The 25,770-nt window shown below is 70.0% G+C and carries 30 protein-coding genes and 3 riboswitches; of the genes, 20 read left to right on the top strand and 10 right to left on the bottom strand.

Annotation, left to right across the window (positions count from 1 at the left end):
* The first annotated feature begins 44 nt into the window (after positions 1–44).
* Entirely contained in the window at positions 45–947 is a 903-nt protein-coding gene (locus ACIQCY_RS01550; RefSeq protein WP_400482125.1) for a LysR family transcriptional regulator ArgP, read from the top strand.
* A 100-nt stretch (positions 948–1,047) separates the two neighbouring features.
* Positions 1,048–1,122: riboswitch (cyclic di-GMP riboswitch) on the top strand.
* A 134-nt stretch (positions 1,123–1,256) separates the two neighbouring features.
* Positions 1,257–2,072: a response regulator transcription factor gene (locus ACIQCY_RS01545; protein WP_400482124.1), complete on the top strand. Its 816-nt coding sequence runs from the start codon at positions 1,257–1,259 to the stop codon at positions 2,070–2,072.
* Positions 2,073–2,076: 4 nt separating this feature from the next.
* On the opposite strand, the gene ACIQCY_RS01540 is transcribed toward ACIQCY_RS01545, so the two are convergent.
* The 3 genes from ACIQCY_RS01540 to ACIQCY_RS01530 form a co-directional block, all read right to left on the bottom strand.
* Positions 2,077–2,538 (bottom strand): hypothetical protein, encoded by a 462-nt coding sequence (locus ACIQCY_RS01540; protein ID WP_400482123.1) that lies wholly within the window; start codon positions 2,536–2,538, stop codon positions 2,077–2,079.
* Positions 2,539–2,648: 110 nt separating this feature from the next.
* Complete coding sequence (locus ACIQCY_RS01535) at positions 2,649–2,909, bottom strand: DUF6221 family protein (protein WP_400482122.1); 261 nt, start codon at positions 2,907–2,909, stop codon at positions 2,649–2,651.
* A gap of 130 nt (positions 2,910–3,039) precedes the next feature.
* Positions 3,040–5,190 (bottom strand): MMPL family transporter, encoded by a 2,151-nt coding sequence (locus ACIQCY_RS01530; protein WP_400482121.1) that lies wholly within the window; start codon positions 5,188–5,190, stop codon positions 3,040–3,042.
* Between the two features lie 98 nt (positions 5,191–5,288).
* Between ACIQCY_RS01530 and ACIQCY_RS01525 the strand changes: the two genes are divergently transcribed.
* The 11 genes from ACIQCY_RS01525 (at position 5,289) to ACIQCY_RS01475 (ending at position 13,799) form a co-directional block, all read left to right on the top strand.
* Positions 5,289–5,759, top strand: a complete 471-nt coding sequence (locus tag ACIQCY_RS01525) for a MarR family winged helix-turn-helix transcriptional regulator (protein WP_400482120.1) — start codon at positions 5,289–5,291, stop codon at positions 5,757–5,759.
* Between the two features lie 29 nt (positions 5,760–5,788).
* Complete coding sequence (locus tag ACIQCY_RS01520; RefSeq protein WP_400482119.1) at positions 5,789–6,586, top strand: methyltransferase domain-containing protein; 798 nt, start codon at positions 5,789–5,791, stop codon at positions 6,584–6,586.
* Positions 6,587–6,703: 117 nt separating this feature from the next.
* Positions 6,704–7,720, top strand: a complete 1,017-nt coding sequence (locus ACIQCY_RS01515) for a hypothetical protein (protein WP_400482118.1) — start codon at positions 6,704–6,706, stop codon at positions 7,718–7,720.
* Between the two features lie 43 nt (positions 7,721–7,763).
* Positions 7,764–8,423 carry a hypothetical protein gene (locus ACIQCY_RS01510; RefSeq protein ID WP_400482117.1) on the top strand — a complete coding sequence of 220 codons (660 nt, stop codon included), beginning with the start codon at positions 7,764–7,766 and terminating at the stop codon, positions 8,421–8,423.
* Positions 8,420–8,812 (top strand): hypothetical protein, encoded by a 393-nt coding sequence (locus tag ACIQCY_RS01505; RefSeq protein ID WP_400482116.1) that lies wholly within the window; start codon positions 8,420–8,422, stop codon positions 8,810–8,812. The genes ACIQCY_RS01510 and ACIQCY_RS01505 overlap by 4 nt, the downstream gene beginning before the upstream one ends.
* A gap of 9 nt (positions 8,813–8,821) precedes the next feature.
* Positions 8,822–9,331 carry a low molecular weight protein-tyrosine-phosphatase gene (locus ACIQCY_RS01500; protein ID WP_400482115.1) on the top strand — a complete coding sequence of 170 codons (510 nt, stop codon included), beginning with the start codon at positions 8,822–8,824 and terminating at the stop codon, positions 9,329–9,331.
* 24 nt (positions 9,332–9,355) lie between these two features.
* The gene (locus ACIQCY_RS01495) at positions 9,356–9,973 is read left to right on the top strand and encodes a LysE family transporter (RefSeq protein ID WP_400482114.1); all 618 of its coding nucleotides are present in this window, start codon (positions 9,356–9,358) and stop codon (positions 9,971–9,973) included.
* A gap of 3 nt (positions 9,974–9,976) precedes the next feature.
* Positions 9,977–12,004 carry an aminodeoxychorismate synthase component I gene (gene pabB / locus ACIQCY_RS01490; RefSeq protein WP_400482113.1) on the top strand — a complete coding sequence of 676 codons (2,028 nt, stop codon included), beginning with the start codon at positions 9,977–9,979 and terminating at the stop codon, positions 12,002–12,004.
* A 54-nt stretch (positions 12,005–12,058) separates the two neighbouring features.
* Positions 12,059–12,667 carry a GNAT family N-acetyltransferase gene (locus ACIQCY_RS01485; protein WP_400482112.1) on the top strand — a complete coding sequence of 203 codons (609 nt, stop codon included), beginning with the start codon at positions 12,059–12,061 and terminating at the stop codon, positions 12,665–12,667.
* Positions 12,668–12,865: 198 nt separating this feature from the next.
* Positions 12,866–13,045, top strand: a complete 180-nt coding sequence (locus tag ACIQCY_RS01480; protein WP_400482111.1) for a YegP family protein — start codon at positions 12,866–12,868, stop codon at positions 13,043–13,045.
* A gap of 67 nt (positions 13,046–13,112) precedes the next feature.
* Positions 13,113–13,799: an LmeA family phospholipid-binding protein gene (locus tag ACIQCY_RS01475; protein WP_400482110.1), complete on the top strand. Its 687-nt coding sequence runs from the start codon at positions 13,113–13,115 to the stop codon at positions 13,797–13,799.
* A gap of 83 nt (positions 13,800–13,882) precedes the next feature.
* On the opposite strand, the gene ACIQCY_RS01470 is transcribed toward ACIQCY_RS01475, so the two are convergent.
* Positions 13,883–14,431: a TetR/AcrR family transcriptional regulator gene (locus ACIQCY_RS01470; RefSeq protein ID WP_400482109.1), complete on the bottom strand. Its 549-nt coding sequence runs from the start codon at positions 14,429–14,431 to the stop codon at positions 13,883–13,885.
* A gap of 160 nt (positions 14,432–14,591) precedes the next feature.
* Here ACIQCY_RS01470 and ACIQCY_RS01465 point away from each other — a divergent pair, with 160 nt between their 5' ends.
* The 6 genes from ACIQCY_RS01465 (at position 14,592) to ACIQCY_RS01440 (ending at position 19,661) form a co-directional block, all read left to right on the top strand.
* The gene (locus ACIQCY_RS01465; RefSeq protein WP_400482108.1) at positions 14,592–15,605 is read left to right on the top strand and encodes an SDR family NAD(P)-dependent oxidoreductase; all 1,014 of its coding nucleotides are present in this window, start codon (positions 14,592–14,594) and stop codon (positions 15,603–15,605) included.
* Between the two features lie 66 nt (positions 15,606–15,671).
* On the top strand, positions 15,672–15,887 hold the full coding sequence (locus ACIQCY_RS01460; RefSeq protein WP_400482107.1) for an AsnC family protein: 216 nt from the start codon (positions 15,672–15,674) through the stop codon (positions 15,885–15,887).
* A gap of 79 nt (positions 15,888–15,966) precedes the next feature.
* The gene (locus tag ACIQCY_RS01455) at positions 15,967–16,845 is read left to right on the top strand and encodes an aminodeoxychorismate lyase (protein ID WP_400482106.1); all 879 of its coding nucleotides are present in this window, start codon (positions 15,967–15,969) and stop codon (positions 16,843–16,845) included.
* 108 nt (positions 16,846–16,953) lie between these two features.
* Positions 16,954–17,071, top strand: a riboswitch (SAM riboswitch).
* A 166-nt stretch (positions 17,072–17,237) separates the two neighbouring features.
* Positions 17,238–18,152, top strand: coding sequence for an ABC transporter substrate-binding protein (locus ACIQCY_RS01450; RefSeq protein ID WP_400482105.1), 915 nt, complete (start codon positions 17,238–17,240; stop codon positions 18,150–18,152).
* A 10-nt stretch (positions 18,153–18,162) separates the two neighbouring features.
* The gene (locus tag ACIQCY_RS01445) at positions 18,163–18,927 is read left to right on the top strand and encodes an amino acid ABC transporter permease (RefSeq protein ID WP_400482104.1); all 765 of its coding nucleotides are present in this window, start codon (positions 18,163–18,165) and stop codon (positions 18,925–18,927) included.
* The gene (locus tag ACIQCY_RS01440) at positions 18,924–19,661 is read left to right on the top strand and encodes an amino acid ABC transporter ATP-binding protein (RefSeq protein ID WP_400482103.1); all 738 of its coding nucleotides are present in this window, start codon (positions 18,924–18,926) and stop codon (positions 19,659–19,661) included. Before ACIQCY_RS01445 ends, ACIQCY_RS01440 begins: the two co-directional genes overlap by 4 nt.
* A gap of 39 nt (positions 19,662–19,700) precedes the next feature.
* On the opposite strand, the gene ACIQCY_RS01435 is transcribed toward ACIQCY_RS01440, so the two are convergent.
* The 3 genes from ACIQCY_RS01435 to ACIQCY_RS01425 are packed head-to-tail and all read right to left on the bottom strand — an operon-like array spanning position 19,701 to position 22,590.
* Positions 19,701–20,498: an energy-coupling factor transporter transmembrane component T family protein gene (locus ACIQCY_RS01435; protein WP_400482102.1), complete on the bottom strand. Its 798-nt coding sequence runs from the start codon at positions 20,496–20,498 to the stop codon at positions 19,701–19,703.
* The gene (locus ACIQCY_RS01430) at positions 20,495–21,985 is read right to left on the bottom strand and encodes an ABC transporter ATP-binding protein (RefSeq protein ID WP_400482101.1); all 1,491 of its coding nucleotides are present in this window, start codon (positions 21,983–21,985) and stop codon (positions 20,495–20,497) included. Before ACIQCY_RS01430 ends, ACIQCY_RS01435 begins: the two co-directional genes overlap by 4 nt.
* Positions 21,982–22,590 (bottom strand): ECF transporter S component, encoded by a 609-nt coding sequence (locus ACIQCY_RS01425; RefSeq protein ID WP_400482100.1) that lies wholly within the window; start codon positions 22,588–22,590, stop codon positions 21,982–21,984. The genes ACIQCY_RS01430 and ACIQCY_RS01425 overlap by 4 nt, the downstream gene beginning before the upstream one ends.
* A 63-nt stretch (positions 22,591–22,653) precedes the next feature.
* Positions 22,654–22,777, bottom strand: a riboswitch (TPP riboswitch).
* A gap of 87 nt (positions 22,778–22,864) precedes the next feature.
* Between ACIQCY_RS01425 and ACIQCY_RS01420 the strand changes: the two genes are divergently transcribed.
* Positions 22,865–23,125: a DUF4235 domain-containing protein gene (locus ACIQCY_RS01420; protein WP_400482099.1), complete on the top strand. Its 261-nt coding sequence runs from the start codon at positions 22,865–22,867 to the stop codon at positions 23,123–23,125.
* Between the two features lie 76 nt (positions 23,126–23,201).
* Here the strand turns inward: ACIQCY_RS01420 and ACIQCY_RS01415 are convergent, their stop codons facing one another.
* From ACIQCY_RS01415 to ACIQCY_RS01405, 3 genes are all read right to left on the bottom strand, one after another.
* Entirely contained in the window at positions 23,202–24,731 is a 1,530-nt protein-coding gene (locus ACIQCY_RS01415) for an arsenic transporter (RefSeq protein WP_400482098.1), read from the bottom strand.
* Positions 24,732–24,845: 114 nt separating this feature from the next.
* On the bottom strand, positions 24,846–25,271 hold the full coding sequence (locus ACIQCY_RS01410; RefSeq protein ID WP_400482097.1) for a low molecular weight phosphatase family protein: 426 nt from the start codon (positions 25,269–25,271) through the stop codon (positions 24,846–24,848).
* Between the two features lie 49 nt (positions 25,272–25,320).
* Positions 25,321–25,605, bottom strand: coding sequence for an ArsR/SmtB family transcription factor (locus ACIQCY_RS01405; RefSeq protein ID WP_400482429.1), 285 nt, complete (start codon positions 25,603–25,605; stop codon positions 25,321–25,323).
* Positions 25,606–25,770: the final 165 nt, after the last annotated feature.

Genomic DNA, 25,770 nt, shown 5'->3' with positions numbered 1-25,770 from the left:
GGTTCAGGCCAGCTAAAGGTTCTTCAGCATGGTAAGACGTACTTATGAAGCACGTCGAGCCCGCCCAGGCAAAGGCGCTCGCCGCCATTGTGGGCGAGGGCAGCTTCGAGGCTGCGGCGGCCGCGCTCTCGGTCACCCCGTCGGCTGTCAGCCAGCGCATCCGATCGCTCGAGATCGCCGTCGGCCGCCCTGTCATCACCAGGACCCGCCCGCTGCGCCCCACGGAGACCGGTGAGGCGATCGTCCGCTTCGCGAGACAGCTCGAGCTGCTCTCGGCGGAGCTCGCGGCGGAGCTCGACGCGAGCGGCGAGGGGCAGCGCCCACGCATCACCATCGTGGTCAACGGGGACTCGTTGCACACCTGGGTGCTGCCCGCGCTGGCCCCGGTCGCCGCGACCCTGCAGGTCGAGGTGCTGCGGGAGGACCAGGAGTACTCCCTCGAACTGCTCCGCAGCGGGGCCGCTGCCGCCGCGATCACCTCCGTGGCCGAGCCCGTGCAGGGGTGTTCCTCCCATTCCCTCGGCATCATGCGCTACGTCCCGGTCTGCACCCGCGAGTTCCACCAGGCGTGGTTCCGTGGAGGCGCGACACCGGAGCAGCTCGGTGAGGCCCCGGTGATCGTCTTCGACCGCAGGGACGACCTCCAGGACCAGTACCTCCGTTCACGGACGCGCCGCGCCCTCGACCCGCCCCGCCACTACGTCCCGGCGGCGCAGGAGTTCGCCGAAGCGATCCGCCTCGGCATGGGATGGGGGCTCGTGTCCGAGCTGGAGCTCGGGCATGAACCCGCTGGACGGGGCTTCACCGCGCTGGACCCGGACGGCTACGTCGATGTGCCGTTGTACTGGCAGCAATGGCGCCACGGTTCGGCGGCGCTCGCGGCCGTCGACGACGCGGTGCGCCGCGCATCGGCCCTCCTGCGACAGCCCGCCTCGGGGACGAGGTGACGGTGTGGACAGGGCCGCAGCAGAGTCCCCCGCCGCCGCGACACGTCCTGTCCTTGAAGTGTCAGGCAAGATTGCTAGTATCGTCGGGCGAGCAGCCGCTCGCCGACAATGGCAAACCCGGTGCAAGCCGGGGACGCAAAGCCACGGGACCCACGCGGTCAGCCGGGCCGCCGAAGGGAACAGGTCCACGGAGTATGCCCAGGACAGGTCAATTCCATACAGTCTCCGCCCCGGGCGTTCCGCCAGTACGGGGGCACTCGTCACCAGTCGCCTGGAGCGCGCTGCGGCGCCACTACGGGACGTCAGGCCATGAGTAGCCTTCCTGCCGGTGAGCGCCGGGCCGCCGTCGTCATCGAGGACGATCTCGACATCCGCAACCTCGTCTGCGCCGTCCTCGAGCAGGGGGGCTTCCAGGTGAGCGTCGCTGCCACGGGCCGGGAGGGCGTCGATGTCGTCCGGCAGCAGCACCCGGTGGTGGTCACCCTGGACATCGGGCTGCCTGATATCGACGGCTACGAGGTGCTGAGGCGGCTTCGCTCCACCACCGACTGCTACGTGATCGTCCTGAGCGGTCGCGCCGACGAGACGGACATCCTCACCGCCCTGCAGGCCGGGGCGGACGACTACGTGGTGAAGCCGTTCCGCCCGCGCGAGTTGAGGGCCCGCATCGATGCGATGCTCCGCCGCCCCCGCCTTCTCCCCGCCCATCCGCAAGCCCAGCCCGCCCCGCCCGCCGTGGCCGCACAGGGCCCCAGCGCCGGCAGCGGCCCCCGGGAAGGCTCCGACACCCTCCTGCGCAACGGAAACCTCGTGGTGGACAGCGAGGCCCGCACGGCGACCTGTTCCGGCGCGGAACTGCCGCTCACGAAGACGGAGTTCAACCTGCTGCACGAGCTGATGAGGAGCAACGGCGCCGTACGGACCAAGGAGGAACTGGTGCGCGTCTCGCGCGGCGGCGACTACCGCGGGTACAACTTCGTCAGCCGCACGGACGAACGCGCCATCGAGGTGCATATCGCCAACCTCCGCCAGAAACTCGCCCGCAGCGAGGGAGACCCCGACCTGATCACCACGGTGCGCGGGGTCGGCTTCCGCATCATGCCCCGACGCTCCGCCCCACGCTAGCGGCCTACTCCGAGGGCCGTTCCGGATACAGGTCCTGCAGCGCATGGATGGTATCGGCAGCGCACGCGCGGAGCAGGGGCATCGAACGCCGGGCGCCGTCCAGGCCATCGGTGGCGATGAGCCGCTGCGTCGCGAGCGCTGCGTGGCCCAGGCGGACTGCACCCGCCATGGCCGCCGACGTCGTCACGCTGAGGACGGCGTCCTCCGTCCCGCTCGCATCTCCCGCTCGCATCCGCTGGTCGAGCCGGTCGATCTTCTGCTCGAGCGTCGAGGAGAAGTCGCGGGCGAACCTCCCGACCACCGACGGGTCCGCGAAGTCACCCTCCATGTCCCTGAGCACCCCCGGATCGAGGAGCGGCGCCGCCGTCCCGGACGCGCCCGCACCCGGCAGGGCCTCGCTCTCAGGGTGTGCCGCCCCGCCGCCCTGGTGCTGGGCAGGATCTACCGGAGTCGAATGGATGGGCACATCCCAAGGGTAACGACGGCGGAAGATCGCGGGACAGTATCGACCGCTTCTTGCGCAAAGCTTGTGGAAGGACGGCGGGAGGGCTTACACGGAACCGGCGTCCGGTGGCCCTAGGCCTTCCACGCGGCCCTGAAATCGCTGTGACCCGACCACGGCAGCGCTACCAGCCGCAGGACGGCCAGCCCCTCGGCCTCATCGAGTCCGGCACTCGCGTAGTCCATGATCCGCCGCTTGGACCGGCACTCCGCGAGGACACGCTCCGGGTCGTACCAGCCGCGGGCTCCCCACACTTCCTCGGGGAGATTACCGACGCGGGCGGCTTTCTCGTCCTCCGAGATTCGGGCGTCCAGAAAAGCGGCGAGTTCATTCATACCCTCGAGCGTAGCGACAGTCTGCTCCACCCCGTGCCCGCGCCGCTCGAGCCCGCGGCTCCGGCGAGCGGGGGCGCCCCGCCGTACGAGCGGGCAGCCGATGCCGGCTCGAGGCCCCGCCCTCGGCGAGTCACCGTGGCGAGGGCACCCTGCCGAGCTTCGAGGGCCACCAGATCTTCGGCCCGATGTCGTACGCGAGGGCCGGGATCAGCAGCGAGCGGACCAGCACGGTATCCAGCAGGACACCGAACGCGACGATGAACGCGATCTGCGCGAGGAACAGGATGGGGATGACTCCCAGTGCCGCGAAGGTCGCCGCCAGCACGACGCCGGCCGAGGTGATGACCCCACCGGTGACGCCGAGCCCGCGGAGGATGCCGGGCCTCGTGCCGATCCGCAGCGATTCCTCACGCACGCGGGTCATGAGGAAGATGTTGTAGTCCACGCCGAGCGCCACGAGGAACACGAAGGCGAACAGCGGCACCGAGGCGTCCGCGCCCTCGAACCCGAAGATCCCGTTGAACACCAGTGCGGAGACGCCCAGCGCCGTCGCATTCGAGAGCGCCACACTGGCCACGAGGAGCAACGGCGCGAGCACCGAGCGCAGCAGGATGATCAGCACCACGAGGATGACGAGCAGCACGATCGGGATGATCCTGACGAGGTCGGCGAGCGCCGTGTCGTTCGTGTCGATCGCCACCGCCGTGACGCCGCCCACCAGCGCGTCGGGGCCGGCGTCGTCGAGTGCGGCGCGCAGGTCCCGCACCACGTCCTCAGCCTGCTCGGAGTCCGCCTGGTACTCGAGCGTCCCGCTGATCAGCACCCGGCCGTCCTCGACGACGGCCGCGCCGCTCGAATCGGTGGTCACGGTCGCATCGGAGATGCCCTCCTGGGCCGTGACGACGCCCAGGGCGGCCTCCTGCTCGGCCTCGGGTGCGACGACGTAGACCGGGCTGCCCGATCCGGCGTCGAAGTGACGACCGAGCGCCTCCTGGCCGTCGACGGCGTTCGACGGCGCCAGGATCAGGGCGGACTGCGGCACGCCGCTGGCCTGCAGCTGGGTGAGGCCGAGCGCACCGGCGACGAGGAGGAGGAGCGATGCGATCCATACCGCTCGAGGACGCAGGGCCACCAGAAGGGCGACTCGCTTCCAGATCCCCCTGAGCCTCTCCAGCCCCGTCTCGGCTCCGGCTCCGGTGTGTGCCGCGTGCCTTCCGTGGTGCGGCGTGATGCCGGCCGCGGCCTCCGGGCTGAAGCGCGGACGCAGCGGCCAGAAGGCTGCGCGGCCGAAGAGCAGCAGGAGCGCCGGGAGGAGGGTCAGCGCTGCTGCGAGTGAGAACACGATGCCGATCGCGGCGATCGGCCCGAGGCTCTTGTTCGAGTTGAGGTCCGAGAACAGCAGGCAGAGCAGGCCGAGGATCACTGTCGCCCCGGAGGCCAGGATCGGCTCCACCGACCCGCGGAACGCCACGCGCATGGCCTCCCACCTCGTCTCGTTCTCCCCCAGCGCTTCGCGGAACCGGGCGACGAGCAGCAGCGCGTAGTCCGTTGCCGCCCCGATCACGAGGATGGACAGGATGCCCTGGCTCTGGCCGCTGAGCTGGATCCAGTCCAGCTTCGCGAAGCCGAAGACCAGCAGGATCGACGTGGCGAGCGCGAACACCGAGGTCAGGAGCACGAGGAACGGCAGCACGATGGAGCGGTAGACGGCGAGGAGGATGACGAACACCGCGCCGAGCGCCACACCGAGCAAGATGCCGTCGATCCCGCCGAAGGCCTCCACCAGGTCGTTCGTGAAGCCCGCCGGACCGGTGACGTAGCCGGTCACGCCGTCGGGCAGTTCGTCCGCCAGGACCGCGCGCAGCTCCGTGACGACCTCGGCGAGCTCGGCGTCCGAGGAGACGAACGCGATGTACTGGACCGCGAAGCCGTCCTCGGACGGGATGGGCCCTGCGACGGCGGGGGCTCCCTCGGCGGGGGGCTCGAGGCCCTCGACCCCGCCGAGTGTGGCGCCGAGGTCCTCGTACGCACCGAGGTCGCGCGGATCGATCGGAGACCCGGACTCGGCCACGATGACCGCGGGAATCGCATCGGAATCGCTGAACTGCTGCTGGAGTTCGCCCGCCTCCGTCGATTCCGCGCTCGCGGGGAGGAACGATGCCTGGTCATTGCTCGAGACCTCCTCGAGCCTGCCGAACGTGGGGCCACCCACCGCTGCGCCGACCAGCCAGATCAGCACGACGACGACGGGCAGCAGGACCCTCAACCAGGTGTTCTTCATGTCCTCCGTGCCTTTCCTCAATATCTCTACCGAAAAGTATATCTATCATGGAGATAATGGGAACAGACCTAAACTGAAGGCGAAGAAGGTGAGGGATCATGGCCGCGAGGGACGAGCTCATGGCGCTCATGCAGCAGTTCACGGTCGAGACGGACCGCTATGTCGACGTCGCCAGCGAGCGCGACAGCCTCCACCGGACGGACCTCCACGCGCTGAGCATCATGATCGGTGCCGCACGCGCCGGCCTCACAGTGACCCCCGGGCTCCTTCGCGAGGAGTTGAACCTGAGCTCGCCCGCGACGACCGCGCTCGTCGACCGCCTCGATTCCGCAGGTCATGTCACCCGACGGCGCAGCGAGGTGGACCGTCGGCAGGTCCACCTCGAGATGACGGAGAAGGCACGCACCACGGGGGCCATGCTGTTCGCACCGCTCGCGCGCCACATCAGCGCCGTCCTGGACGAGTACCCGGAGGAACAGCTGGCACTCCTGCGGGACATGCTGCGGAAGGTAACGGACGCCACGATCGCCGCCAAGAATGAGGCGCGGGACGACGCCGCCGCTGACTGACGGGCCTGCAACAGGCTAGCCTTCGAGACATGAACGACGAGGTCTACTCCCACGGACACCACCCGAGCGTGACGGCGGCGCATGCGTCGCGCACCGTCGCGTCCTCGGCCGCCTATCTCGAACCGCTCCTCGAGGCCGGCCTGGACCTGCTGGACCTCGGCTGCGGCCCGGGCAGCATCACGGCCGGATTCGCCGACATCGTCACACCCGGATCGGTCCTCGGCATCGACAGCTCGGCGGACGTCGTGGCGCAGGCCTCCGAAGCCCACGCCGACGTGGCGAACGTCGAGTTCCGCGAGGGCAACGTGTATGACCTCGACGCGGCCGACGAGTCCTTCGACGTCGTCCACGCCCACCAGCTCCTGCAGCACCTCGCCGATCCCGTGGCCGCGCTTCGCGAGATGCGCCGGGTGGTACGGCCCGGCGGTATCGTGGCCGTCCGCGAAGCGGACTTCGGCGCGATGACCTGGTATCCCGCCGTCGGTGAGCTCGATGAGTGGCGGGAACTCTACGGCACGCTGGCGCGCGGCAATCGCGGGGAGCCCGACGCCGGCCGGAGGCTTCCCGGCTGGGCTGCGGAGGCCGGGTTCGCCGATGTCGAGGTCTCGTCGTCGAACTGGATCTACGCGACCGCCGAGGACCGGCGTTCCCATGCCGGATCCTGGGCGGAGCGCGTGCTGCACTCGGCCTTCGCCGAGCAGACGCTCGAGCGCGGCCTCGCCGATCAGCAGACCCTCGACCGCCTGGCCGAGGGGTGGCGCCGATGGGCGCGCGCGGACGGCGGCGTGTTCCTGATGCCGAGTGTGGAGATCCTGGCCCGGGGCTAGCCGGGACGGGCGGGCAGCGCGGCCCGGGCAGGGCATGGGGAGCCCTCCCCATCGCGGCGACGACCACGGCACCGATAGGGTGGCCGTACAGGTCTCGACCGCACGGGGGAACACGCGATGGCGAACGGCACGATCGGCGCGAATATCGACGCGCTCAGGGATCTCTCGTCGAGTTTCGGCCAGGCGCAGCAGCAGCTCTCCGGCATCGCGCTCCTGATCACATCGCGGGTCAACGCGCCCGGCTACTGGAACGGTGCCGACGCGGACCGCTTCCGGGCCACCTGGAACTCGGACCACCGCCCCCGGATCCTCGCTGCGGAATCCCTCCTCACCACAGGGGCCACCAGCCTGCGCGCCGACGCGGACGAGCAGGAGGCCGCGAGCGAGCAGGGGTCCGGTGCCATACCGGGGGGAGTGCCTGGCGCGGGTCCATCCGGCCCGCCCCGGGGCGAGGGAGGATCCGCGGGCCGGCCCGCAGGATTACTCGACGAGCTGTTCGGTGGCCTCCTCGGCGGAGCCGCAGGGATCTTTGCCGGCTACTCGGCGGCGGACTCGTGGCTCAGCAGGGCCAGCCTGCCGGTGACGGCGCTCCGCCTGTTCAACCACCTCGAACTCGCCGGCAGCTTCTCGGGCCTCGACGACGCCCTCCGTGCGAGCTCCCAGGGCGCGCAGCTGCAGAGGATCGCGGGGATCTTCGGCGGCGAGGGCTGGGGCGCCGAGCTGCAACGCCTCGGTGGAGTGCTCCCGGAGGGCTTCTCCGGACGCGTGGGCTCGCTGGCGGAGCCACTCGGAGCGTTCGGGAAGGCGGTGGGCCCCATCGGTGTCGGGCTCGGCCTCGTGACCGTGGGACAGGATGTCGCAGAGGGCAACTACGACCGTGCTGCCTACCACTTCGCGACGACGGCGCTCGGCGGGGCAGCGCTCATCACGCCGCCGCCGGTGAATCTGGCGCTCGGCCTTGCCTCCGGAGGTCTTGCCCTGGGGGAACTGGCGTACGACAACATCCCCGTCTTCCACGACGCGGTGGACTGGAGCGTCGGCGCAGTGGGCGATGGAATCGGCGCGGTGACCGAGGGCGTGAAAGACCTGGGTGCGGGCATTGCCGAGAAGGCGGAGGACCTGTGGCCCTTCTGATGCATGACCACCACGACCTGCTCGCAGACCGAAGGACATTCCCGTGACAGAGACGACACCGGCGACGACGAGCGCCCCGGCCCCCGCCGAACCCACCGTGCTCGGCTTCGGCATCGCCGAGATCGCATACCTGCTCTCGCTCGGCACCGGGCCGCAGGCGGACAAGTCGCGACGCTTGCTCACGGTCGGCCCGGACATGACGGCGCCCGTGATGCTGGCAGCGGGAGCGTCATCCCTGCTCGCGCGTGGACTGGTCCGGGTCGACGGAGACGCCGTCATCCCCAACGCCGGTGCGGAATACGTCGCCTTCGCCTTCGCCGCGTCCTACCGCTGGACCGAGGTCGGCCTGCAGAACGAGCGGAAACCGGAATTCGCGCTCTACTTCCAGGCGCCCGAGGTCTCACTGCTGCTGCAGCCCGCTGCCCTCGGCAGCTGGTTCGCCGTCATCAAGGACCCGGCCGCGACCGACGCCGAGATGCTCCGGCAGGTCATCGAGCAGGGCACGAGCGCGCTCGAGCCGGCGGCCGTCCTCTTCGGCTCCTCGACCCTCTCGGACGAGACGAACTACTTCGTCCGCAGGAACGGCGGCGGCGGCTGGGACGTCGCGCACGTCACCCCTGCCGGCGAGCAGCAGCGCAGGCCGGCCGTCAGCGAATCGGCCCTCCTCGCCGACCTCCAGGCCCTGACGCAGGCTCCCGCATGAGCGCTCCGCTCTGGCGCCCGCAGCAGTGGGATGCCCACGTGCCTCCGCACCTCAAGGAACCCTACCCATGGGCGCACCCGAACTTCCGGGGAAGCTTCCATCCTTTCGGGAACCCACGGGACACCGTGGTGTTCGGTGCCGCGCTCGTGCTTGCCGGCGTCGTCCTGACCGGGATGGCGATCGGCGGCTACGGCCGCGACGGCGACCCGGCCGCGCTCTGGGTGGGCGCCCTGATCCTGGTGGTGCTGGGCGTTCTGGGCGGGTGGGCGATGCACCTCGGCCTCACCCGCCTCCGCTGGATCCGGCGTTTCACCGCGGAGTACGGCTTCTCGCCCTTCGACCGGCGGCCCGGCGACGTCCCGCGGCCCGGGGTGCCGGGCCACAGCTAGGCTGGCGGGATGTACCGCATCGTCACCGTCTGTACCGGGAACATCTGCCGCTCCCCCATGGCCGAGCTCATGCTGGCCCACGCCTTCGCGCAGGCCGGGATGGCGGAGGACGTCGCCGTCGATTCCGCGGGCACCACCGACTGGGAGTCCGGCCGGCCCATCGACGAGCGGGCAGCGGCGAAGCTGACCGAGCTGGGCATCGAGAGCCACCTGCACCGCGCGCGCCGCTTCGAGCCGGGCTGGTACCGGGAGCGGGACCTCATCCTCGCCCTCGACCTGGACCACTACCGGGAGCTGCGTGGGGATGCCCCGGACGACGACGCGCGCGACCGCATCCACCTCCTGCGCGAATTCGACCCTTCGACCACGGATACGGACCTCGACGACCTGGGCATCTACGACCCCTGGTACGGCGATGCGAGCGATTTCGAGGCCACCTGGAGGATGGTCGACGGCGCGGTGGACGGCGTCGTCCGCTACGTGCGCCACGAGCTCGACGCCGGCGGTTCGGACGCCTGACCCGCCGGCGCATACCATGAACGGGTGAATCCCTCCCTCTGGCTGGCGCTGCTCGGCGCCCAGACGCTCATCAGCTTCATGCCCGGCGCGGGAGCGGTGAACACGATGAGCAACGCCCTGGCTGTCGGGTTCCGTCGCTCCATCTGGGGCATCCTCGGGCAGCAGGCGGCCCTGCTGGTGCACATCGGCATCGCCGGTGCGGGGGTCGGACTCCTCGTCGCCAACTCCCCCCTCGCCTTCGACCTGATCCGCTACACCGGCGCCGCCTACCTGGTGTACCTCGGGGTGCGGAAGTTCCTCGCGAAGCCGGAACACAGCGACGTCCGCGCCCTGCAGGGCAGCGAGGGGCCTCTCCCGATGTTCCGCCGCGGCGTGTGGGTGAACCTGCTCAATCCCAAGGCCATCGTGTTCTTCCTCGCCCTGATCCCCCAGTTCATCCGCCCGGACCAGCCGCTGCTCGGCCAGTACGGCGTCCTGGCGGCGACCGTCGTCGTCATCGACGTCCTCGTGATGTGGTTCTTCTACGCCGGCACGGCGCGCTCGTTCCGGCGTTTCACCCGGCACGACCGCGGCCAGGTGGTCCTCAACCGCACCTTCGGTTCGCTCTTCGTGGGTGTCGGCGCCCTGCTCGCCCTGGCCTGATCCATGCCTCCCGGGACACCCCTGCTCATCGCGATCGACGGCCGGTCCGGCGCCGGCAAGACCACCCTCGCCGTGGAACTCGCAGCCCTCCTGCGCGAGCACCACAGCGTGAGTCTCTTCCACCTCGAGGACATCTATCCGGGGTGGGACGGGCTCGACGACGGCATAGCCCGCTATGTGGAGCGTGTCCTCCGGCCGCTCCGGGCCGGACGGGAGGCGCGCTGGAACGCCTGGGACTGGGGCCGCGGACAGGACGGCGCGGAGCGCACGACGACGGCAGCGGAGATCGTCCTCCTGGAAGGGGTGGGCGCGGCGGCCGCGGCGGCGCGGTCCTTCCTCGACGCCGTCATCTGGATCGAGGCGGACCCGGAAGTCAGGCACCGTACGGCGATCGAGCGCGACGGCGACACCTATGCCCCGTTCTGGCACCGGTGGGCGGACCAGGAGTCGCGCTGGCTGGCCGATGACGATCCGGGCGCGGTGGCCGACGTCGTCGTGCAGGGCCATCAGGGACCACCCCCACCCGAGGCGGTCCGCCTCGCCCTCACCGGGCTGCCCTCGTGTGCCGTGCTGCTCGCTCCCGAACGCGCCGGGCGGCGCGGGCTCACGGTGGACTGCGAACGCATCGACGCGGCCCCTGACCCCGCTGCGCTCTTCTCCATGCTGTACGGAGCGGCACCCGCAGCGGTGTGGCTCGACAGCTCCGACGCCGGGGCCTCGGCCGGCCCGCGCAGCCGCTTCAGCATCATGGCCGACGCCGGCGGCGCTTTCGGGCAGCAGGCGCTGCACCGGAACGGCGTCACGGAGATCGCGGCCGGCGCCGTCACGGCACGCATCCGTGAGCCCTTCTTCCGCTGGCTCGACGACGTTTGGGGCCGCCGGGCCGTGCGCAGGCCCGACGCCCTCGGATGCGGGTTCGGGCTGGGCTGGCTGGGCTACCTCGGGTACGAACTCAAGCGGGAGACCGGCGGCGCGGACGGCCCGGCTGCCGCAGGCCTTCCCGATGCCGCCCTTCTCTTCGCCGGCCGTGCCGTCGTCATCGACCACGCCGAGGGAGCGGTCTTCCTGCTGGCCCTGACCGACGGGCGGGCCGATCCGGACCGCGACGCCTGGCTGGACCGGGCACGGAGTGCCGTCGCCGCGCCCGCCCCCGTGCCGCCGTCGCCCCGACTGCCCGTCCCGCACTTCCGCGCGCGTGATGCGCGGGAGGACTACGTCGCGAAGATCCGGCGCGCCCAGGCCGAGATCGCCGACGGGAACACCTACGAGGTGTGCCTGACGACATCGCTCTCGGCCCACACCGAGCGCCTCGAACCGCTCGCCGCGTACCTGCGCCTGCGAGCCGCGAGCCCCGCGCCGTTCGCACACTTCCTGCGCTTCCCGGGCTTCGCCGTCGCGAGCACATCGCCCGAGCGCTTCCTGAAGATCGGCGCCGACGGGCTCATGCGGGCGGAGCCCATCAAGGGAACACGTGGCCGCTCGGCGGATCCCGCGACGGACGCCTCACTCCGGGAGGAGCTGAGGACCTCCGGAAAGGACCGCGCGGAGAACATCATGATCGTGGACCTCCTCCGCAACGACCTCTCCCACCATGCGGTGCCCGGTTCGGTGACCGTCAGCAGGCTGTGCGACATCGAGACCTACGCCACGGTGCACCAGATGGTGAGCACCATCGACGCCCGACTGCGGCCGGGCAGTGCGCGGGCCGGCGTCGTCGCTTCGGCGTTTCCCGCCGGCTCGATGACGGGCGCGCCGAAGATCAGCACCATGGCCCTCCTCGACCGCCTGGAGCAGGCCCCGCGCGGGCCGTACTCGGGCGCAGCGGGGTACTTCAGCCTGACCGGGGCCACGGATCTCGCCGTCGTCATCCGCACCCTCGTGCTCGAGGAGGAGGACGGCGGCACCCGCCTCACGCTGGGCCTGGGTGGGGCGATCACCGCCGATTCCGATCCTGCGGAGGAGTGGGACGAAGTGCGCACGAAGGCGCGCGGCGTCCTGTCGGCACTCGGGGCCACGTTCCCCGCATCCTGACGGCGGGCGGCGGTGCCGCCGTCGTCCCGCACGGACCAGAACTACTCTCGGTGCATGACCGCTTTCCAGCCGACCACCCTGCGTGGCACCCGGACCGTCCTCGAACCCCTGTCGCCGGACCACCACGACGGCCTCGTGGCGGCCGCCCGGGACGGTGAGCTGTGGAAGCTCTGGTACACCTCCGTACCGCACCCGGATGGCATGCGGCAGGAGATCACGAGGCGCCTCGCACTGCAGGACGGCGGCTCGATGCTGCCCTTCACCACGCGCCTCGTGGACCCGGGCACGGGAGGCGCCGCGAGGATCATCGGGATGACCACCTACATGAACATCGACCACGACACTCCGCGCGTGGAGATCGGCTCGACCTGGAACGCGGCATCGGCACAGCGGACCGGCACCAATACGGAGTCCAAGTACCTCCTGCTGCGTCACGCCTTCGAGGTGTTCGGGTGCCCCGCCGTCGAGTTCCGCACGCACTGGCTCAACCACCAGTCCCGCGAGGCGATCACCCGGCTCGGCGCGAAGCAGGACGGCGTGCTTCGGAGCCATACCCGCGCCCGGAACGGCGAACTGCGCGACACCGTGGTGTACTCGATCCTCGCCCACGAGTGGCCGATGGTGCGTGACAACCTCCTGTACCGGATGTCACGACACGGCTGAGGCGCCAGGATCCCGGCGCTCACCGGCCGGCTGCGCTCCTCGAGGTATCAGTTCCCACCACAAGCACGGACATCCGGTGTATTCGTTGTTGCTTCAGGGCACGACAGCGGATTTCATGGGTGGAGCGCTGCCGTTCGGCAGTCCTGCTCCGGCGATCGGCCCGGCAGGCAGGCAGCGTCCGATGACGAGGGGGCGGACATGGCAGGACGATTCGAGATCTATCGCGATGACAAGGAAGAGTTGCGGTTCCGGCTCACGGGGGACGACGGCGCCACCCTGGTGACGAGTGAACCCTACGAGGACAAGGGCACCGCGGTGGCAGGGATCAACGGGATCCGCGACTGCGCGGCGTCGGCGCTCATCGCAGACCTCACCTGAGCTTCGGCCACGCCCGCCGGAAGCAGGCGGCGCATCGACGGGGAACCGAATACCTCAGACTGTCCTCATGGTGTTGAAGCGCGCGAAGGACTGGCTGATCGGTGCTGCCGGGATGATGCTGATCCTGGTCATCGCGATAGCGATGCTGTGGTGGGCGGTGAGTGATCCGGCCGGTCGGGAGCCTGAATCGCTGCCGTCGTCGGGATCGGGTCCCGACCTGTCACCGGATGCGCAGGCTCCCCCGGACCTGCGCGAGGACGAGGTGTGGCTGGCCGACGTCGTGCTGGACGCCGGGACGGTCGTGACCCGCGGCTCGGTGCTCCGCGACGTCCGGGCCGTCGGACGCGGCGTGACCACCGGCCCCGACGGATCGGTCGCGGCTCGGCTCACCGTGGACGCGACCGTGCCGTTCGAGGCCGTCGCCGACGAGCTCGGCGAGGGGACGGACGTCCGAGCCGACGGCGGTCGGGCCGTGGTGGTCCGCACCGTGGAGGTCCTGGGCCGCGAGCTGCGCGTCACCGCCACCGGCACGGTCGAGGTCGAGGCCGGCAGACTGGTCGTCGAACCGCGCTCGATCGACATCGGCGGACCGGATCTCCTCTCGGAGGCCACCGCGGCCGTGGTGCGCCGGCTCGTCACCATCGAGCATGACATCGAGGGCCTGCCCGAGGGCCTCGTGCTGCAGGACGTCGCCGTCCAGGACGACGGCTTCCGCGCCACCCTGCGTGGCGAGGACGTCGCGCTCGTCCCCTGACCTCTCCCACCCATCCTCCCGGCGCGGATCATCCCGCTCCTGGTCGCCGGCAGGGCACATCGGCGGCGAGGAGCACCCGGAACCTAGAGCGCCGGATCCACGAGCTGCTGCAGGAGGGCGCCGTAGCGACCGATGATCGCCTCGTGGTCCTCGGCGAGGAGCCGCTCGTCCTGGACGACCCACAGGGCGTACATGAGCCCGCCCACCAGCGCCGCCGCGAGGCGTGCACGCAAGTCAGCACCGGGCCCGGTGAGCCGTGTCTCGAGGGGCGCGACGAAGGTCGTCTCATGGAGGTGCCGCAACTGCGCGCTCACGGCCCCGGCGTCACTGGCCCGCAGGAGCGTGAGGTAGAGGGGCCGCAGGTGGTCCTCCGCATCGAGGACGAACCGGACGAACCGTTCCCCCAGCGTTGCGGGGTCGCCGCCGAGGAGCGGCTGGTAGTCCGGCATTTGGGGGAGCGCCTCGAGGAAGAGGGCTTCCTTGGATCCGAAATAGTGGATGGGCAGCGCCGCATCCACTCCTGCCGCGGATGCTACGGAGCGGACCGAGGCGCCGGCATATCCGCGCTCGAGGAACAGGGTGCGGGCGGCGGCCAGGATGGCGCTGCGCGTCTCCGTCCGGCCTTCGATCATCCTCCAACCCTAGACGGCCGGGTTCCTCCTGCGAGTCCGTCCGGGACAATGCCCGTCGAAAAAGGAGGATCGCGCGCGACACTGGCCATTCAACGGCGTTGAATGTAGCCTGCAGGGACAGCAGCACTTCCCCCGATCCTCCGAACCGGAAGGACCTCCCATGTCCCGGACTCCTGCCACCCTGACCGCCTCCAGCACCATCGACCAGTGGCTCGGCCACCCCGAGGGAGGGCCTGTCCTGAGGGGGTTCCTCGCGCAGGCCGGCACCGACGAGGCAGCACTCGGCCCCGCCCGGTCCATGCCGCTGCAGCAACTGGTCGCCCTGAGCCAGGGCGCACTGCCGCAGGCGGCGGTCGACGATCTCGTCAGGCGGGTCAACGGAGGCATCATCCCGGAGGCGGACGGCTCCGCCTGGCAGGAGCGCCCGGTCGCGGGCCGGTTCGAGGGACGCACCGTCATCGTCACGGGGGCAGGATCGGGCATCGGCCGCGCCACGGCCTCACGCGTGGCCCGTGAGGGCGGCCGGGTGATCGCCGTCGACATCGCCGCGGATCGCATCGAGGACCTCACCGCGTCCCTGGACGACTACCAGGTGGTGCCGATCGCGGCCGACCTCACCGACGCCGAGGCCGTGGCGCGCATCATCGCCGGCACCGAGGGACGCATCGACGCACTGGCCAACGTGGCCGGCATCAACGACGACTTCAGCCCGCTCCACGAGGTCTCGGACGCCATGTGGTCGCGCGTCTTCGCCGTCAACGTCGAAGGACTCATGCGGCTCACCCGGGCCGTGCTGCCCGTCATGCTCGACGCCGGTCGCGGGTCGATCGTCAACGTGGCGTCCGAAGCAGGGCTTCGAGGATCGGCATCCGGCGTCGCTTACACGGCGTCCAAGCACGCGGTGGTGGGCATCACCCGCAGCGCAGCGTTCATGTACGCGAAGGATGGCGTGCGCATCAACGCGGTCGCGCCGGGCGGAGTCGCCACCGGCATCCCGATGCCGGGCACGCCGTCGGCCTTCGGGTCGGCGCGGCTCGAGGCGGCCCGGGTCAACATCCCGAGCATCGCCGATCCCGCCCACCTCGCGGCAACCATCACCTTCCTGCTGAGCGACGACGGCGTGAACATCAACGGCGCCATCCTGCCCTCCGACGGCGGCTGGTCGGCCGTCTAGGACAGGCCGCCGCGGCGGGGCAGCACGGCCCTTGTCCACCGCCGCGTTGTCAACTAATGTTGACGCATGGAGGTGGAGAGGATGAGAACACTCGTCGGATCGATGGACGGCAGAGGGCCCAGCGAAGCACTGCAGGCAGTCGCCGAACTCCAGCGGGAGGTAGGGCGTGCAGAAGCGGGCCTCGTCCGCAATGCCCGCCAGGCAGGACTGTCATGGGAGGCCATCGCCCAGAGCCTCGGGGTGAGCAAGCAGGCGGTGCACCGGAAGTACGGCAAACGGTAGCTCGACGTTTGCGCCTGACCGTGGGCGTACCGTCGTCGCCCGGCCCGGCCCGAGGAATGGCAGCGGATACGCTGGTGCCATGACTGTTCTCGTGTTCCTCGACCCGGCCCACGACGACGGCAAGGTCGTCGACGCCTCGCAGCCGCAACTGATGGCCACCGACCTCGGCGCCACGCGCGGGGACGGCATCTTCGAATCGCTGCTGGCCGTCGGCGGAACTCCCCGGAAGGAGCAGGCGCACCTCGCGCGGCTCGCGTCGTCGGCCGCCGCCCTCGACCTGGTGGTGCCCGGGGCGGAGGCCTGGAGCCGCGCCATCCGCACCGGCCTGCGGGAGTTCGCGGCGGCCGAGCCGGACCACGGCCACGCCGTCGTGAAGCTGATCGCCACGCGTGGGGTGGAGGACGCGGGCCGCGCCACGGCCTGGGTGCAGGTGGCGCCCGTTCCGGCGTCGACCCTGGCACAGCGCGACGCCGGCCTGAAGGTCCTGTTCCTCGAGCGCGGGTACGACAGCACCGTGGCACAACGTGCGCCGTGGCTGCTCATGGGTGCCAAGACCCTCTCCTACGCGGTGAACATGGCGGCCATCCGCCATGCGAAGGCGCACGGCGCGGACGACGTCATCTTCACGTCCTCCGACGGCAAGGTCCTGGAAGGACCGACGTCCACCGTGCTCCTCGCCTACGACCGTGACGGGCAGAAGACGCTCCTCACACCGCAGTTGGAGAGCGGCATCCTGGCGGGCACGTCCCAGAGCGCTCTCTTCGCAGCGGCGAAGGAGCAGGGGTGGGAGCTCGGCTACGGTCCGCTCGAACCGCACCACCTGCTCGACGCCGACGCCGTCTGGCTGATCTCGAGCATCCGGCTCCTCGCGCCCGTCCTCTCGCTCGACGGCCAGGACCTGCGTACGTCGGCCGCGCTCACCGCCGAACTCACCGAGCTCGTGGACCGATTCGTGTAATCTCCACCACAAACGGCCGTGTAGAGGCCCGTTTACCGCGTCAAACGCCGATTTCCGCCCGCTGTCGTTTTGACCGGGCCCTTCACCCTGCCCTAGCGTTTTTCTTGAAATCAAGAGTTCCAGCCCTCGGCCCTGGCCGGCTGGACAGCAACCCTCTCCCGTAGTGGGGTGCTCCAGGTGAAGATTCGGCCGCCGGGACCAGTCCCCCGGTTGGCAAGTACGGCGTCGTGCGGCGTCCCGGGATCGCCGGGTAGCCACATCACAACGCGCACAGCCCAGAACAGCGAGCGTGTCACCCAGCAGCAAGCAGCCTCCTTCCGTGCCGTCGACCGGCACCTCCGAAAACCCCTCACCCTGTGCGCCCGGAACCCGGGCCGGCATCGAAGGAAACCATGAACATCTCCCGTAAGGTCCTCACGGCACTCGCCGTACCCCTCCTCGCCCTGACCGTCTCCTGCGGCAGCTCCAGCAGCGAGCCCACCGAGACCACCGACGCCCTGGCCGGCAGCGACCAGCAGACGCTGGACAAGTACACCACCGAGGACACCACGCCGATCGACGGGATCGACACCTCGAAGCTCGGACTCATCACCGAGGGCACGCTGCGCGTCGGCACCCTCTCGGATGCGCCTCCGAACATCTTCATCGAGAACGGCGTCTTCACGGGCTACGACAACGAGTTGCTGCGCGCCATCGGCGACAAGCTCGGCCTCGAGGTCGAGTTCGCCTCCACCGACTTCTCGGCGCTGCTGGCGCAGGTGCAGAACAAGCAGTTCGACGTCGGATCCTCCTCGATCTCCACCACCGAGGCCCGCCGCGAGAACGTCGGCTTCACCAACGGCTACGACTTCGGCTACATGGCCGTCGTCGCCAAGAACGGCTCTCCGGTCACGGGCTTCGACTCGCTGTCCGAGAGCACCCGGATCGGCGTGGTGCAGGGCACCGTGCAGGACGACTACGTCACCAACACCCTGGGCCTCGAGCCCGTGCGCTTCGCCGACTACAACACCGTGTACGCCAACGTGAAGAACGGCCAGGTGGACGCGTGGGTCGCGCCGTCCCAGCAGGCCACCGGCCAGGTGAAGGAGGGCGACGACACCACGATCGCCGAGACCATCATCAACACGGAGAACTTCACCGCCTATGCCGTGAACAGCGAGAACCAGCCCCTGATCGACGCCCTGAACGCGGGCCTCGACGCCGTGGTCGAGGACGGCACGTGGTCCGAGCTCACCAAGGAGTGGTACCCGGACCGCGAGATGCCGACCGACTGGAAGCCCGGCAGCAAAGCCGTGGAAGTAAAGTAGCCGACCCTCCATGAATGCCCTTGAACAGCTCGCGCAGACCTTCTTCGACTGGGAGGCGATGGCCGCCGTCCTGCCGGAGCTCCTCGCGGTCGGCCTGCGGAACACCCTGATCCTCGCGATCGCGTCCGGCGTCATCGGGACGGTCCTCGGCATGGTCCTCGCGATCATGGGGATCTCCCGCAACCGGCTGCTCCGCTGGGCGGCGCGCATCTACACGGACATCTTCCGTGGGGTGCCCGCCGTCGTGATCATCCTGCTCATCGGCATCGGACTCAGCCCGATCTACCGCGAGGCCACCGGCAGCACGAGCCCGTTCCCCATGGGGATCCTCGCGCTGTCGCTCATGGCGGCGGCCTACATCGGCGAGATCTTCCGCTCCGGTATCCAGAGCGTGGAGAAGGGACAGCTGGAGGCCTCGCGCGCCCTGGGCTTCAGCTACCGCTCGTCGATGCAGCTCGTGGTGGTTCCCCAGGGCGTGCGGCGCGTGCTGCCCGCCCTGGTGAACCAGTTCATCGCGCTGATCAAGGAATCCTCGCTCATCTACTTCCTCGGGCTGCTGACCAGCGAGCGTGAACTGTTCCGGATCGGCAACGATGCGGCCAGCAACACGGGCAACCTCTCGCCGCTCATCGCCTCCGCCGTCCTGTACCTGTGCCTCACGATCCCGCTGACCCACCTGGTCAACTACATCGACAACAAGTTGCGGACGGGCAAGAGGGAGAAGCCGGAACCGGACGAACTGGCCGCGAAGATCGGCGAAGGAGCCAAGGCGTGAAGACCATCGAATCGGGAACCCTGACCGGCAGGGACCTCCACCTGTCCTTCGGGACCAACCACGTGCTCCGCGGCATCGACCTGCACGTGGAGCAGGGCACGACGGCGTCGGTCATCGGCCCGTCCGGATCCGGCAAGTCCACGCTCCTGCGTGTCCTCAACCGGCTGATCGAACCGGACAGGGGAGACATCCTGCTCGACGGCCGGTCCGTGCTGAAGGACAACCCGGACGAGCTGCGCCGCCGCATCGGCATGGTGTTCCAGCAGTTCAACCTCTTCCCCCACAAGACCGTGGTGGACAACGTGTCCCTGGCGCTGCGCAAGCTCCGGAAGATGTCCGCGGACGAGGCCCGGGAGAAGGCGCTGGCGCAGCTGGACCTGGTGGGACTGAAGCACAAGGCCGATGTGCGGCCCGGCAACCTCTCGGGCGGCCAGCAGCAGCGCGTCGCGATCGCCCGGGCGCTGGCGATGGACCCCGAGGTCATGTTCTTCGACGAGGCGACGTCCGCCCTGGACCCCGAGCTCGTCAAGGGCGTCCTCGCCCTCATGGCGGATCTGGCCTCGGCGGGCATGACCATGGTCGTCGTGACCCACGAGATGGGTTTCTCTCGCAACGTCTCCGACACCGTGACGTTCATGGACGGCGGCGTGGTCGTGGAATCCGGTCCGCCGGCCGCGATCTTCGACGACGCGCAGACCCCGCGCCTGCGGTCCTTCCTCGCGGACGTGCTGTAGGAGCCCGCTGCACCAGCGCCGACACGGCGGCCGCCCCGGTCAGGACAGGATGAAATTCCAGGTCCCGGCCAGGACGGCCGCCGTTACTGCGCCCGCGGCGATCAGGAGCCCGACGACGGCGACACCGGCGTCGAGCGGGGAGAAGGTGCTCGTCCGCGCCCACGTGCGCGTCCCGCCGCCGAATCCGCGCGCCTCCATCGCGGTCGCGAGCCGCGTGGCGCGCCGGATGGCCTGCACGATGAGCCCGAAGGACTGCCCCAGCAGGTTCCGGGTGCGGGCGACGACGGACCCGTCCGAGCCGATGCCCCGGGCGTGGCGCGCGAGCCCGAGTGTCTCCCACTGCTCCACCAGCAGGCCGACGAGCCTCAGCGATGCCAGGCCGCCGAGCACGAAGCGGTGCGGCAGGTGCAGTTTCTGCGCGAGGGCATCGGCCAGGTCGGTGGGGTCGGTGGTGAGGAGGATGAAGATGCCCGGCAGCGCGAGCGCCAGGCCCCTCAGCCCCACGGCGGTGCCCGCGGCCACCGATCCCTCGGTGAAGAGGAGGGGCCCGACGTCGAGCAGGACCGCGCCGCTCTTCTCCGCCAGCAGGGCGGTCCCGTAGGCGCCGACCACGGCCGCGACCAGCAGGGGCCAGATACGCCGCGCCAGGCCCACCACACTGATGCCCAGCAGCGGCATGAGGGCGAGCTCCGAGGCGAGCACCACCGCGGCACTGACCCAGTCGATGCTCGCCATCAGGGCGAACGTGATGACCGTGGCGGCGAACAGCTTGGACACCGGATTGGCCCGCACGAGGGTCTTCCCGGTCAGGACCGGCGTCAGGTAGTCGCTGCTCATCGGGACACCAGCCGTCCCGCTCCACCGATGATGTGCAGCGATGCTCCGCCGAGCGCGCCGATGAAGTCGGCGTCGTGCGTCACGGAGAGGACGGCCACGCCGTCGTCGATCAGTTCGCGCAGCAGGGTGACGAGTTCGGCCCAGGTCCCGGCGTCCTGGCCGAAGGTGGGCTCGTCCAGGATGAGGATGCGCGGGGCTGTGGCGAGCATCGTCGCGACCGACAGGCGGCGCTTCTCCCCGCCGGACAGTGTGAACGGATTGGCCTTCAGCAGATGGGTGAGCCGGAGCCGCTCGGCCAGCTCGGCGATGCGCCGGGGGTCCGCGCTCCCGCTGACCCTCCTCGGCCCGAACTCGAGTTCCTCCGCGACGCTCGCCGTGAGGAACTGGTGCTCGGGCTCCTGGAAGACCGTGCCGATGCGCTGCACGAGCTGGGAGGAGCGCCAGCGGAACGGGTTCCTCCCGGCCTCGCCGGCGAGCCGGGCGGACGCCTCGAGCGTCCCGGCCCGCGGACGGAGGAGGCCGCCGAGCGTGAGCGCCGCCGTCGACTTCCCCGCACCGTTCGGCCCGGTGATGCTCAGGGCCTCCGCAGCGCGCACCTCGAGCCCGAGGTCCTCCACGGCGGCCGGCCCGCGCTTCGTCCTGGCCACGGCCAGGCCGTGCGCCGAGAGGAGCACCTCCCCGCCGCCGCCGGGCACCCGCCCGCCCACGGGAGGCCGGAGGCCCGGGACCCATACGCCTGCCGCCGCGAGCCGGCTTCGCGTCTCCTCCCGGCTGAGCACGGTTGCCGGGGCACCGTCCGCGAGGACACCGCCCTCGGCATCGAGCACGATCACGCGATCGACGACGTCGGCCCACACCGCCACACGGTGCTCCACGACCACGAGCGTCGCCCCGGTCCGCTCGAGGACCCGGACGACGGCGTCGCGTACCTCCAGCACGCCGTCGGGGTCGAGGTTCGCGGTGGGTTCGTCGAGCAGGAGCAGGCCGGGTTCCATCGCGAGCACGGACGCGAGCGCGAGGCGCTGTTTCTGCCCGCCGGACAGCGCGGTGGTGGGGTGGTCGAGCGGGAGGTCCAGGCCGACGTCGTCGAGCGCCCGTCCCACGCGCTGCCAGATCTCCTCCCGCGGCACGGCGAGGTTCTCGGCAGCGAAGGCCACCTCGTCGCCCACGCGCGCCAGCACGACCTGCGTCTCCGGATCCTGCAGGACGAGCCCTGCGCGTCCCCGCGCCGTAGCGGGCGGGGCGCCGTCAAGCAGGAGCTCACCCTCCTGCTCGCCCTCGTCGTTGGTGCCGAGCACCCCGGCCAGGCCGTGCAGCACGGTGGATTTTCCCGCGCCGGACGCCCCGAGGAGCAGGACCCGCTCCCCCGGCTGGATGTCGAGGTCCAGCCGGCGCGCAGCGAACGCCTTCCTGCCGGCATGGCGCCAGCCCCATCCCCGGGCGCGGACGTGCACCGCTCCCGGGGATAGCGCGTCGACTGGTGTCACACGTCCGCCGTGCGGCCCGCGGCGAAGGAGGACAGCACGCCCGTCTTCGCGAGGCCGCGCATGGCGAGCCAGGACAGCAGGCCGGCGATGACGACGCCGGAGATGGCGGCGAACACGGTGTAGAGGACCTTGAACTCGATGGTCCACAGCGCGTTGTACATGATGTTCTCGCTGATCGCGAGGGCGAGCCCCGCTGCGAGGCCCGCCAGCAGTGCCACGGGCAGGTTCCACTTCCGGTACAGGAACAGCAGGAAGACCAGCTCGGCCCCGAGTCCCTGGATGAGCCCGGAGACGAGGACGAGGATGCCGAACTGGGTGCCGATGAGCGCCGAGACCGCGGCCGCGAGCACCTCGCAGTAGAGGGCGGCGCCGGGCTTCCGGATGATCAGCCCGCCGAGCACTCCCGCGATCAGCCAGCCGCCCGAGTAGAGGCCCGCCAGGGGCGGGAAGCCGGCGGTGAGCACGCTGATGCCCGAGTAGCCGGCCGACCAGGCGAAGAACAGGACGCCGACGGCGACCGCGATGACCGAGGCCACCACGATGTCGACGACGCGCCACTGGTTGGTGCGCGGAGAGGTGCCCTTGAGGGCCGTTGGTGATGCCATGGTGATGTCCTCCTGAGGTACAGGAGGGGAGAGTGCCGGACTGCCGTTGAAGCAGCATCCGTGCACTCTGAGAACTCGACTCCCTTCGCCGGTACTAGCCGGATCAGGTTCGAGGGTCTGCGGCGGTCCGCACTCTCAGCGCCCGTTCCGCAGCCTGCTGCGAATCGGCGCTCCCCTGTCGTTTGTTGGTTGAGCGCTACCGATCCTACACCTGCGGAGGGGCGTGGGCCGCGGCTAGGCTAGGCCCAGGACTATCGGACTAGAAGGAGAAACCATGAACGTGGTGTTCAAATTGCTCGGCGCCGGCATGAGCGTGGGTGCGGGCTTCGTCGGGACCAAGCTCGTCGACTTCCTGTGGGAGAAGATCACCGGTGAGGCCCCGCCCAAGAGCAAGGACGGGCTGGAGAACACCCTGCGCTCGGCCCTCGTGTTCGCCGTGATCTCGGGTGCGGTCAGCACGACCATCCAGGTGCTCACCAACCGCTCGACGCAGAAGGCGATCGACCGCTTCTCGAAGACACGCGACCTGACCTGAGCCCTTCCCGGCAGGGGTGCAGGAGGGGCGCCCGCCGTTTCGCGTACGGGGTACGCGGCGGGCCCCCTCCTGGCGCTCAGGTGCCGATGATGGTGAGCCATCCGGCGAGGGCGAGGAGGGTGATGACGAGCACGGGGATGGTCAGCACGATGCCGATCCGGAAGTACTGGCCCCAGCCGATGTGGATGCCCTTGCGGTCCAGGACGTGCAGCCAGAGCAGGGTCGCGAGGCTGCCGATAGGGGTGATCTTCGGCCCGAGGTCGGAGCCGATGACGTTGGCGTAGATCATGGCTTCCTGAGTCAGCCCGGCAGCTCCTGCGGAGCCGATGGCCAACGATGCGATGAGGACGGTGGGCAGGTTGTTCATCAGGGACGCGAGGACGGCGACGATGACGCCGACGCCGAGTGCGGTGATGAGTACCCCGCCGGTGCCGATGGTGGAGAAGACGCTGGCGAGCTCGTCGGTCAGGCCCTGGTTCCGCAGCCCGTAGACGACCAGGTACATGCCGATGGAGAACAGGACGATCTGCCAGGGCGCTTCCTTCAGGATCCGTGGAACGGAGATCCTCCCGTGCGGGAGGGCGGCCGCGCCACCCTGTGCAGATCCTTCATCACCCCGGTCCGAATCGGCGGGGGCGCGGGTGACCGGCATACCGTGAGGACGTGCCGTCGACCGGTGGGACGCACCGACCGTCTCGTAGTCGGGGTCCGCTGCCCGTTCGGCGCCTTCAGGTGATCCTGGCGTCGATCCCGGCACTGCGGACGCGCCGGTGAGGGTGCTGGTCCGGGGGAAGAGGAAGGCCGGCCGGCGGGAGGCGACGATCATCAGGACGACGGCTCCGGCTCCCGCGACGGCGGAGAGTGGGATGTGCAGTGGTTCGGCGGCGAAGTAGCCCACGAGCAGGACCCCGAGGATCACCCAGCCGGCCCTGAACGTCAGCGGGTCCGCGATGGCGGACTTCGGACTGGCGAGGACGGCGACGTCGTAGCGGCGTGGGATCGCTGTGCGGAAGAACAGGAGCAGGACGCCGAGGCTGGCCGCGACGGACACGATGCCGACCGGGACCATCACGGCCGCGTAGCGGGCGAAGCCGATGTCGAAGAAGTCCGCGGTGACGATGTTGACCAGGTTCGATACGACCAGGGGCAGGCTGCCGGCGTCGGAGATGAACCCGCACGCGATGATGAACCCGAGGGACGCCCTGGCAGGGAATTTCAGGGCCAGGAGCATCTGGATGACGATCGGCGTGAGGATCAGCGCCGCCCCGTCATTCGCGAACACCGCCGCGATCGCTGCCCCGAGCAGGACGATGAGCGTGAACAGCAGTCGCCCGTCACCCCTGCCCCACCGTGCGACGTGCAGCGCTGCCCAGGTGAAGAACCCGGACTCGTCGAGGATCAGGGAGATGATGACGATCGCCACGAACGCGAACGTCGCATTCCACACGATGTCCCAGACGACGGGGATGTCGGACAGGCTCACCACCGTGGTGATGAGGGCCACCGCCGCACCACCGAGGGCGGACCAGCCGATGCCGAGGCCTCGGGGCTGCCAGATGACCAGGGTCAGGGTGGCGAGGAAGATCAGGATGGCGACCACAGTCATGGCAGCAGGACTCCTTATGGGAGGAACACGCGGGAGGAACTCACGGAAGAGGGCAGGGAAGGGCCTGGAGACGAAGCAGATGGGACCGGCTGCCGACGACCGCGTCGGCACTGGTCAGCTACGGGCCATCAGGGTGGCGTGCAGGGCTGTGACGCGTTCGAGGATGTCGTCGCGGACCAGGCGCATGCGTTCGATGCCGTCGATACCGCGGTCGCCGGGCTCGTCGGTCTCCCAGCGCTCGTACAGAGTGCCCTCGACCTCGTCGACCTGCGCTTCAGCACCGAGGATGACCACGAGGTCCGCTTGGCTCTGGTCCGCGACGGTGGTCGGACGAGGCACGTTCTGGCTGATGTCCACCCCCACCTCCGCCAGGACCTCGGCCGAGAGGCCGTTGACCGCGGAGCCCGGCTTCGACCCGGCCGACGCCGTCGCCACGGAGTCCCCGGCGACCTTGTCCATGAGCCCGGCGGCCATCTGGGACTTGCCGCCGTTCTTCACGCACACGAACAGGACGGAGGGCTTGTCGGCCTTGGAACTCACAGGGATTCTCGATTCTTCTGGGCGGGCAGGGGCCCGGAGAGGTCAGGGGTCACCGGGGTTCGGTGAGGATGCCGGCGAGGGAGTCCAGGGCGCCGGGCACGATCGAGAAATACGCCCACACACCGCGCTTCTCACGATGCAGGATGCCTGCGTCGACAAGGATCTTCAGGTGATGCGACACGGTCGGTTGCCCGAGATCCAGCGGCTCGGTGAGGTCACAGACGCATGCCTCGTTCCCGACGCTCGAGGAGATCAGCGAGATCAGGCGCAGACGGTTCGGATCGGCGATCGCCTTGAACTGCCTCGCCAGTTCCTCGGCCCGGTCCGCGCTCATCGCAGGAGCCCCCGACGGCACGCAGCAGGGGACCTCTTCACCCGCAGCATCAGGGGCCGCTTCGGCGGCTCCGGTCGCTGCGAGGTCCGCTGTCCTGGGCTCGGAGATCGTCGTCATACACCCACCGTACCTCGACATTGACAATCATCGATATATCTCCCCATA

The organism is Arthrobacter sp. NPDC092385 (genome assembly GCF_044755105.1).
In the GTDB taxonomy this organism is placed as follows: Bacteria; Actinomycetota; Actinomycetes; order Actinomycetales; family Micrococcaceae; genus Arthrobacter_D.
This window is presented reverse-complemented; position numbering and strand designations above follow the sequence as displayed.

Bases quoted from the DNA above. Each gene is read 5' to 3' on its own strand.
- ACIQCY_RS01525 (WP_400482120.1), top strand. From the start codon at position 5,289: ATGGCCGCGAGGGACGAGCTCATGGCGCTCATGCAGCAGTTCACGGTC.
- pabB (WP_400482113.1), top strand. From the start codon at position 9,977: ATGCCTCCCGGGACACCCCTGCTCATCGCGATCGACGGCCGGTCCGGC.
- ACIQCY_RS01420 (WP_400482099.1), top strand. From the start codon at position 22,865: ATGAACGTGGTGTTCAAATTGCTCGGCGCCGGCATGAGCGTGGGTGCG.
- ACIQCY_RS01465 (WP_400482108.1), top strand. From the start codon at position 14,592: ATGTCCCGGACTCCTGCCACCCTGACCGCCTCCAGCACCATCGACCAG.
- ACIQCY_RS01425 (WP_400482100.1), bottom strand. From the start codon at position 22,590: ATGGCATCACCAACGGCCCTCAAGGGCACCTCTCCGCGCACCAACCAG.
- ACIQCY_RS01480 (WP_400482111.1), top strand. From the start codon at position 12,866: ATGGCAGGACGATTCGAGATCTATCGCGATGACAAGGAAGAGTTGCGG.
- ACIQCY_RS01515 (WP_400482118.1), top strand. From the start codon at position 6,704: ATGGCGAACGGCACGATCGGCGCGAATATCGACGCGCTCAGGGATCTC.
- ACIQCY_RS01520 (WP_400482119.1), top strand. From the start codon at position 5,789: ATGAACGACGAGGTCTACTCCCACGGACACCACCCGAGCGTGACGGCG.
- ACIQCY_RS01475 (WP_400482110.1), top strand. From the start codon at position 13,113: ATGGTGTTGAAGCGCGCGAAGGACTGGCTGATCGGTGCTGCCGGGATG.
- ACIQCY_RS01505 (WP_400482116.1), top strand. From the start codon at position 8,420: ATGAGCGCTCCGCTCTGGCGCCCGCAGCAGTGGGATGCCCACGTGCCT.
- ACIQCY_RS01530 (WP_400482121.1), bottom strand. From the start codon at position 5,190: ATGAAGAACACCTGGTTGAGGGTCCTGCTGCCCGTCGTCGTCGTGCTG.
- ACIQCY_RS01545 (WP_400482124.1), top strand. From the start codon at position 1,257: ATGAGTAGCCTTCCTGCCGGTGAGCGCCGGGCCGCCGTCGTCATCGAG.
- ACIQCY_RS01450 (WP_400482105.1), top strand. From the start codon at position 17,238: ATGAACATCTCCCGTAAGGTCCTCACGGCACTCGCCGTACCCCTCCTC.
- ACIQCY_RS01550 (WP_400482125.1), top strand. From the start codon at position 45: ATGAAGCACGTCGAGCCCGCCCAGGCAAAGGCGCTCGCCGCCATTGTG.
- ACIQCY_RS01455 (WP_400482106.1), top strand. From the start codon at position 15,967: ATGACTGTTCTCGTGTTCCTCGACCCGGCCCACGACGACGGCAAGGTC.
- ACIQCY_RS01535 (WP_400482122.1), bottom strand. From the start codon at position 2,909: ATGAATGAACTCGCCGCTTTTCTGGACGCCCGAATCTCGGAGGACGAG.
- ACIQCY_RS01485 (WP_400482112.1), top strand. From the start codon at position 12,059: ATGACCGCTTTCCAGCCGACCACCCTGCGTGGCACCCGGACCGTCCTC.
- ACIQCY_RS01470 (WP_400482109.1), bottom strand. From the start codon at position 14,431: ATGATCGAAGGCCGGACGGAGACGCGCAGCGCCATCCTGGCCGCCGCC.
- ACIQCY_RS01435 (WP_400482102.1), bottom strand. From the start codon at position 20,498: ATGAGCAGCGACTACCTGACGCCGGTCCTGACCGGGAAGACCCTCGTG.
- ACIQCY_RS01460 (WP_400482107.1), top strand. From the start codon at position 15,672: ATGGAGGTGGAGAGGATGAGAACACTCGTCGGATCGATGGACGGCAGA.
- ACIQCY_RS01405 (WP_400482429.1), bottom strand. From the start codon at position 25,605: ATGAGCGCGGACCGGGCCGAGGAACTGGCGAGGCAGTTCAAGGCGATC.
- ACIQCY_RS01500 (WP_400482115.1), top strand. From the start codon at position 8,822: ATGTACCGCATCGTCACCGTCTGTACCGGGAACATCTGCCGCTCCCCC.
- ACIQCY_RS01415 (WP_400482098.1), bottom strand. From the start codon at position 24,731: ATGACTGTGGTCGCCATCCTGATCTTCCTCGCCACCCTGACCCTGGTC.
- ACIQCY_RS01445 (WP_400482104.1), top strand. From the start codon at position 18,163: ATGAATGCCCTTGAACAGCTCGCGCAGACCTTCTTCGACTGGGAGGCG.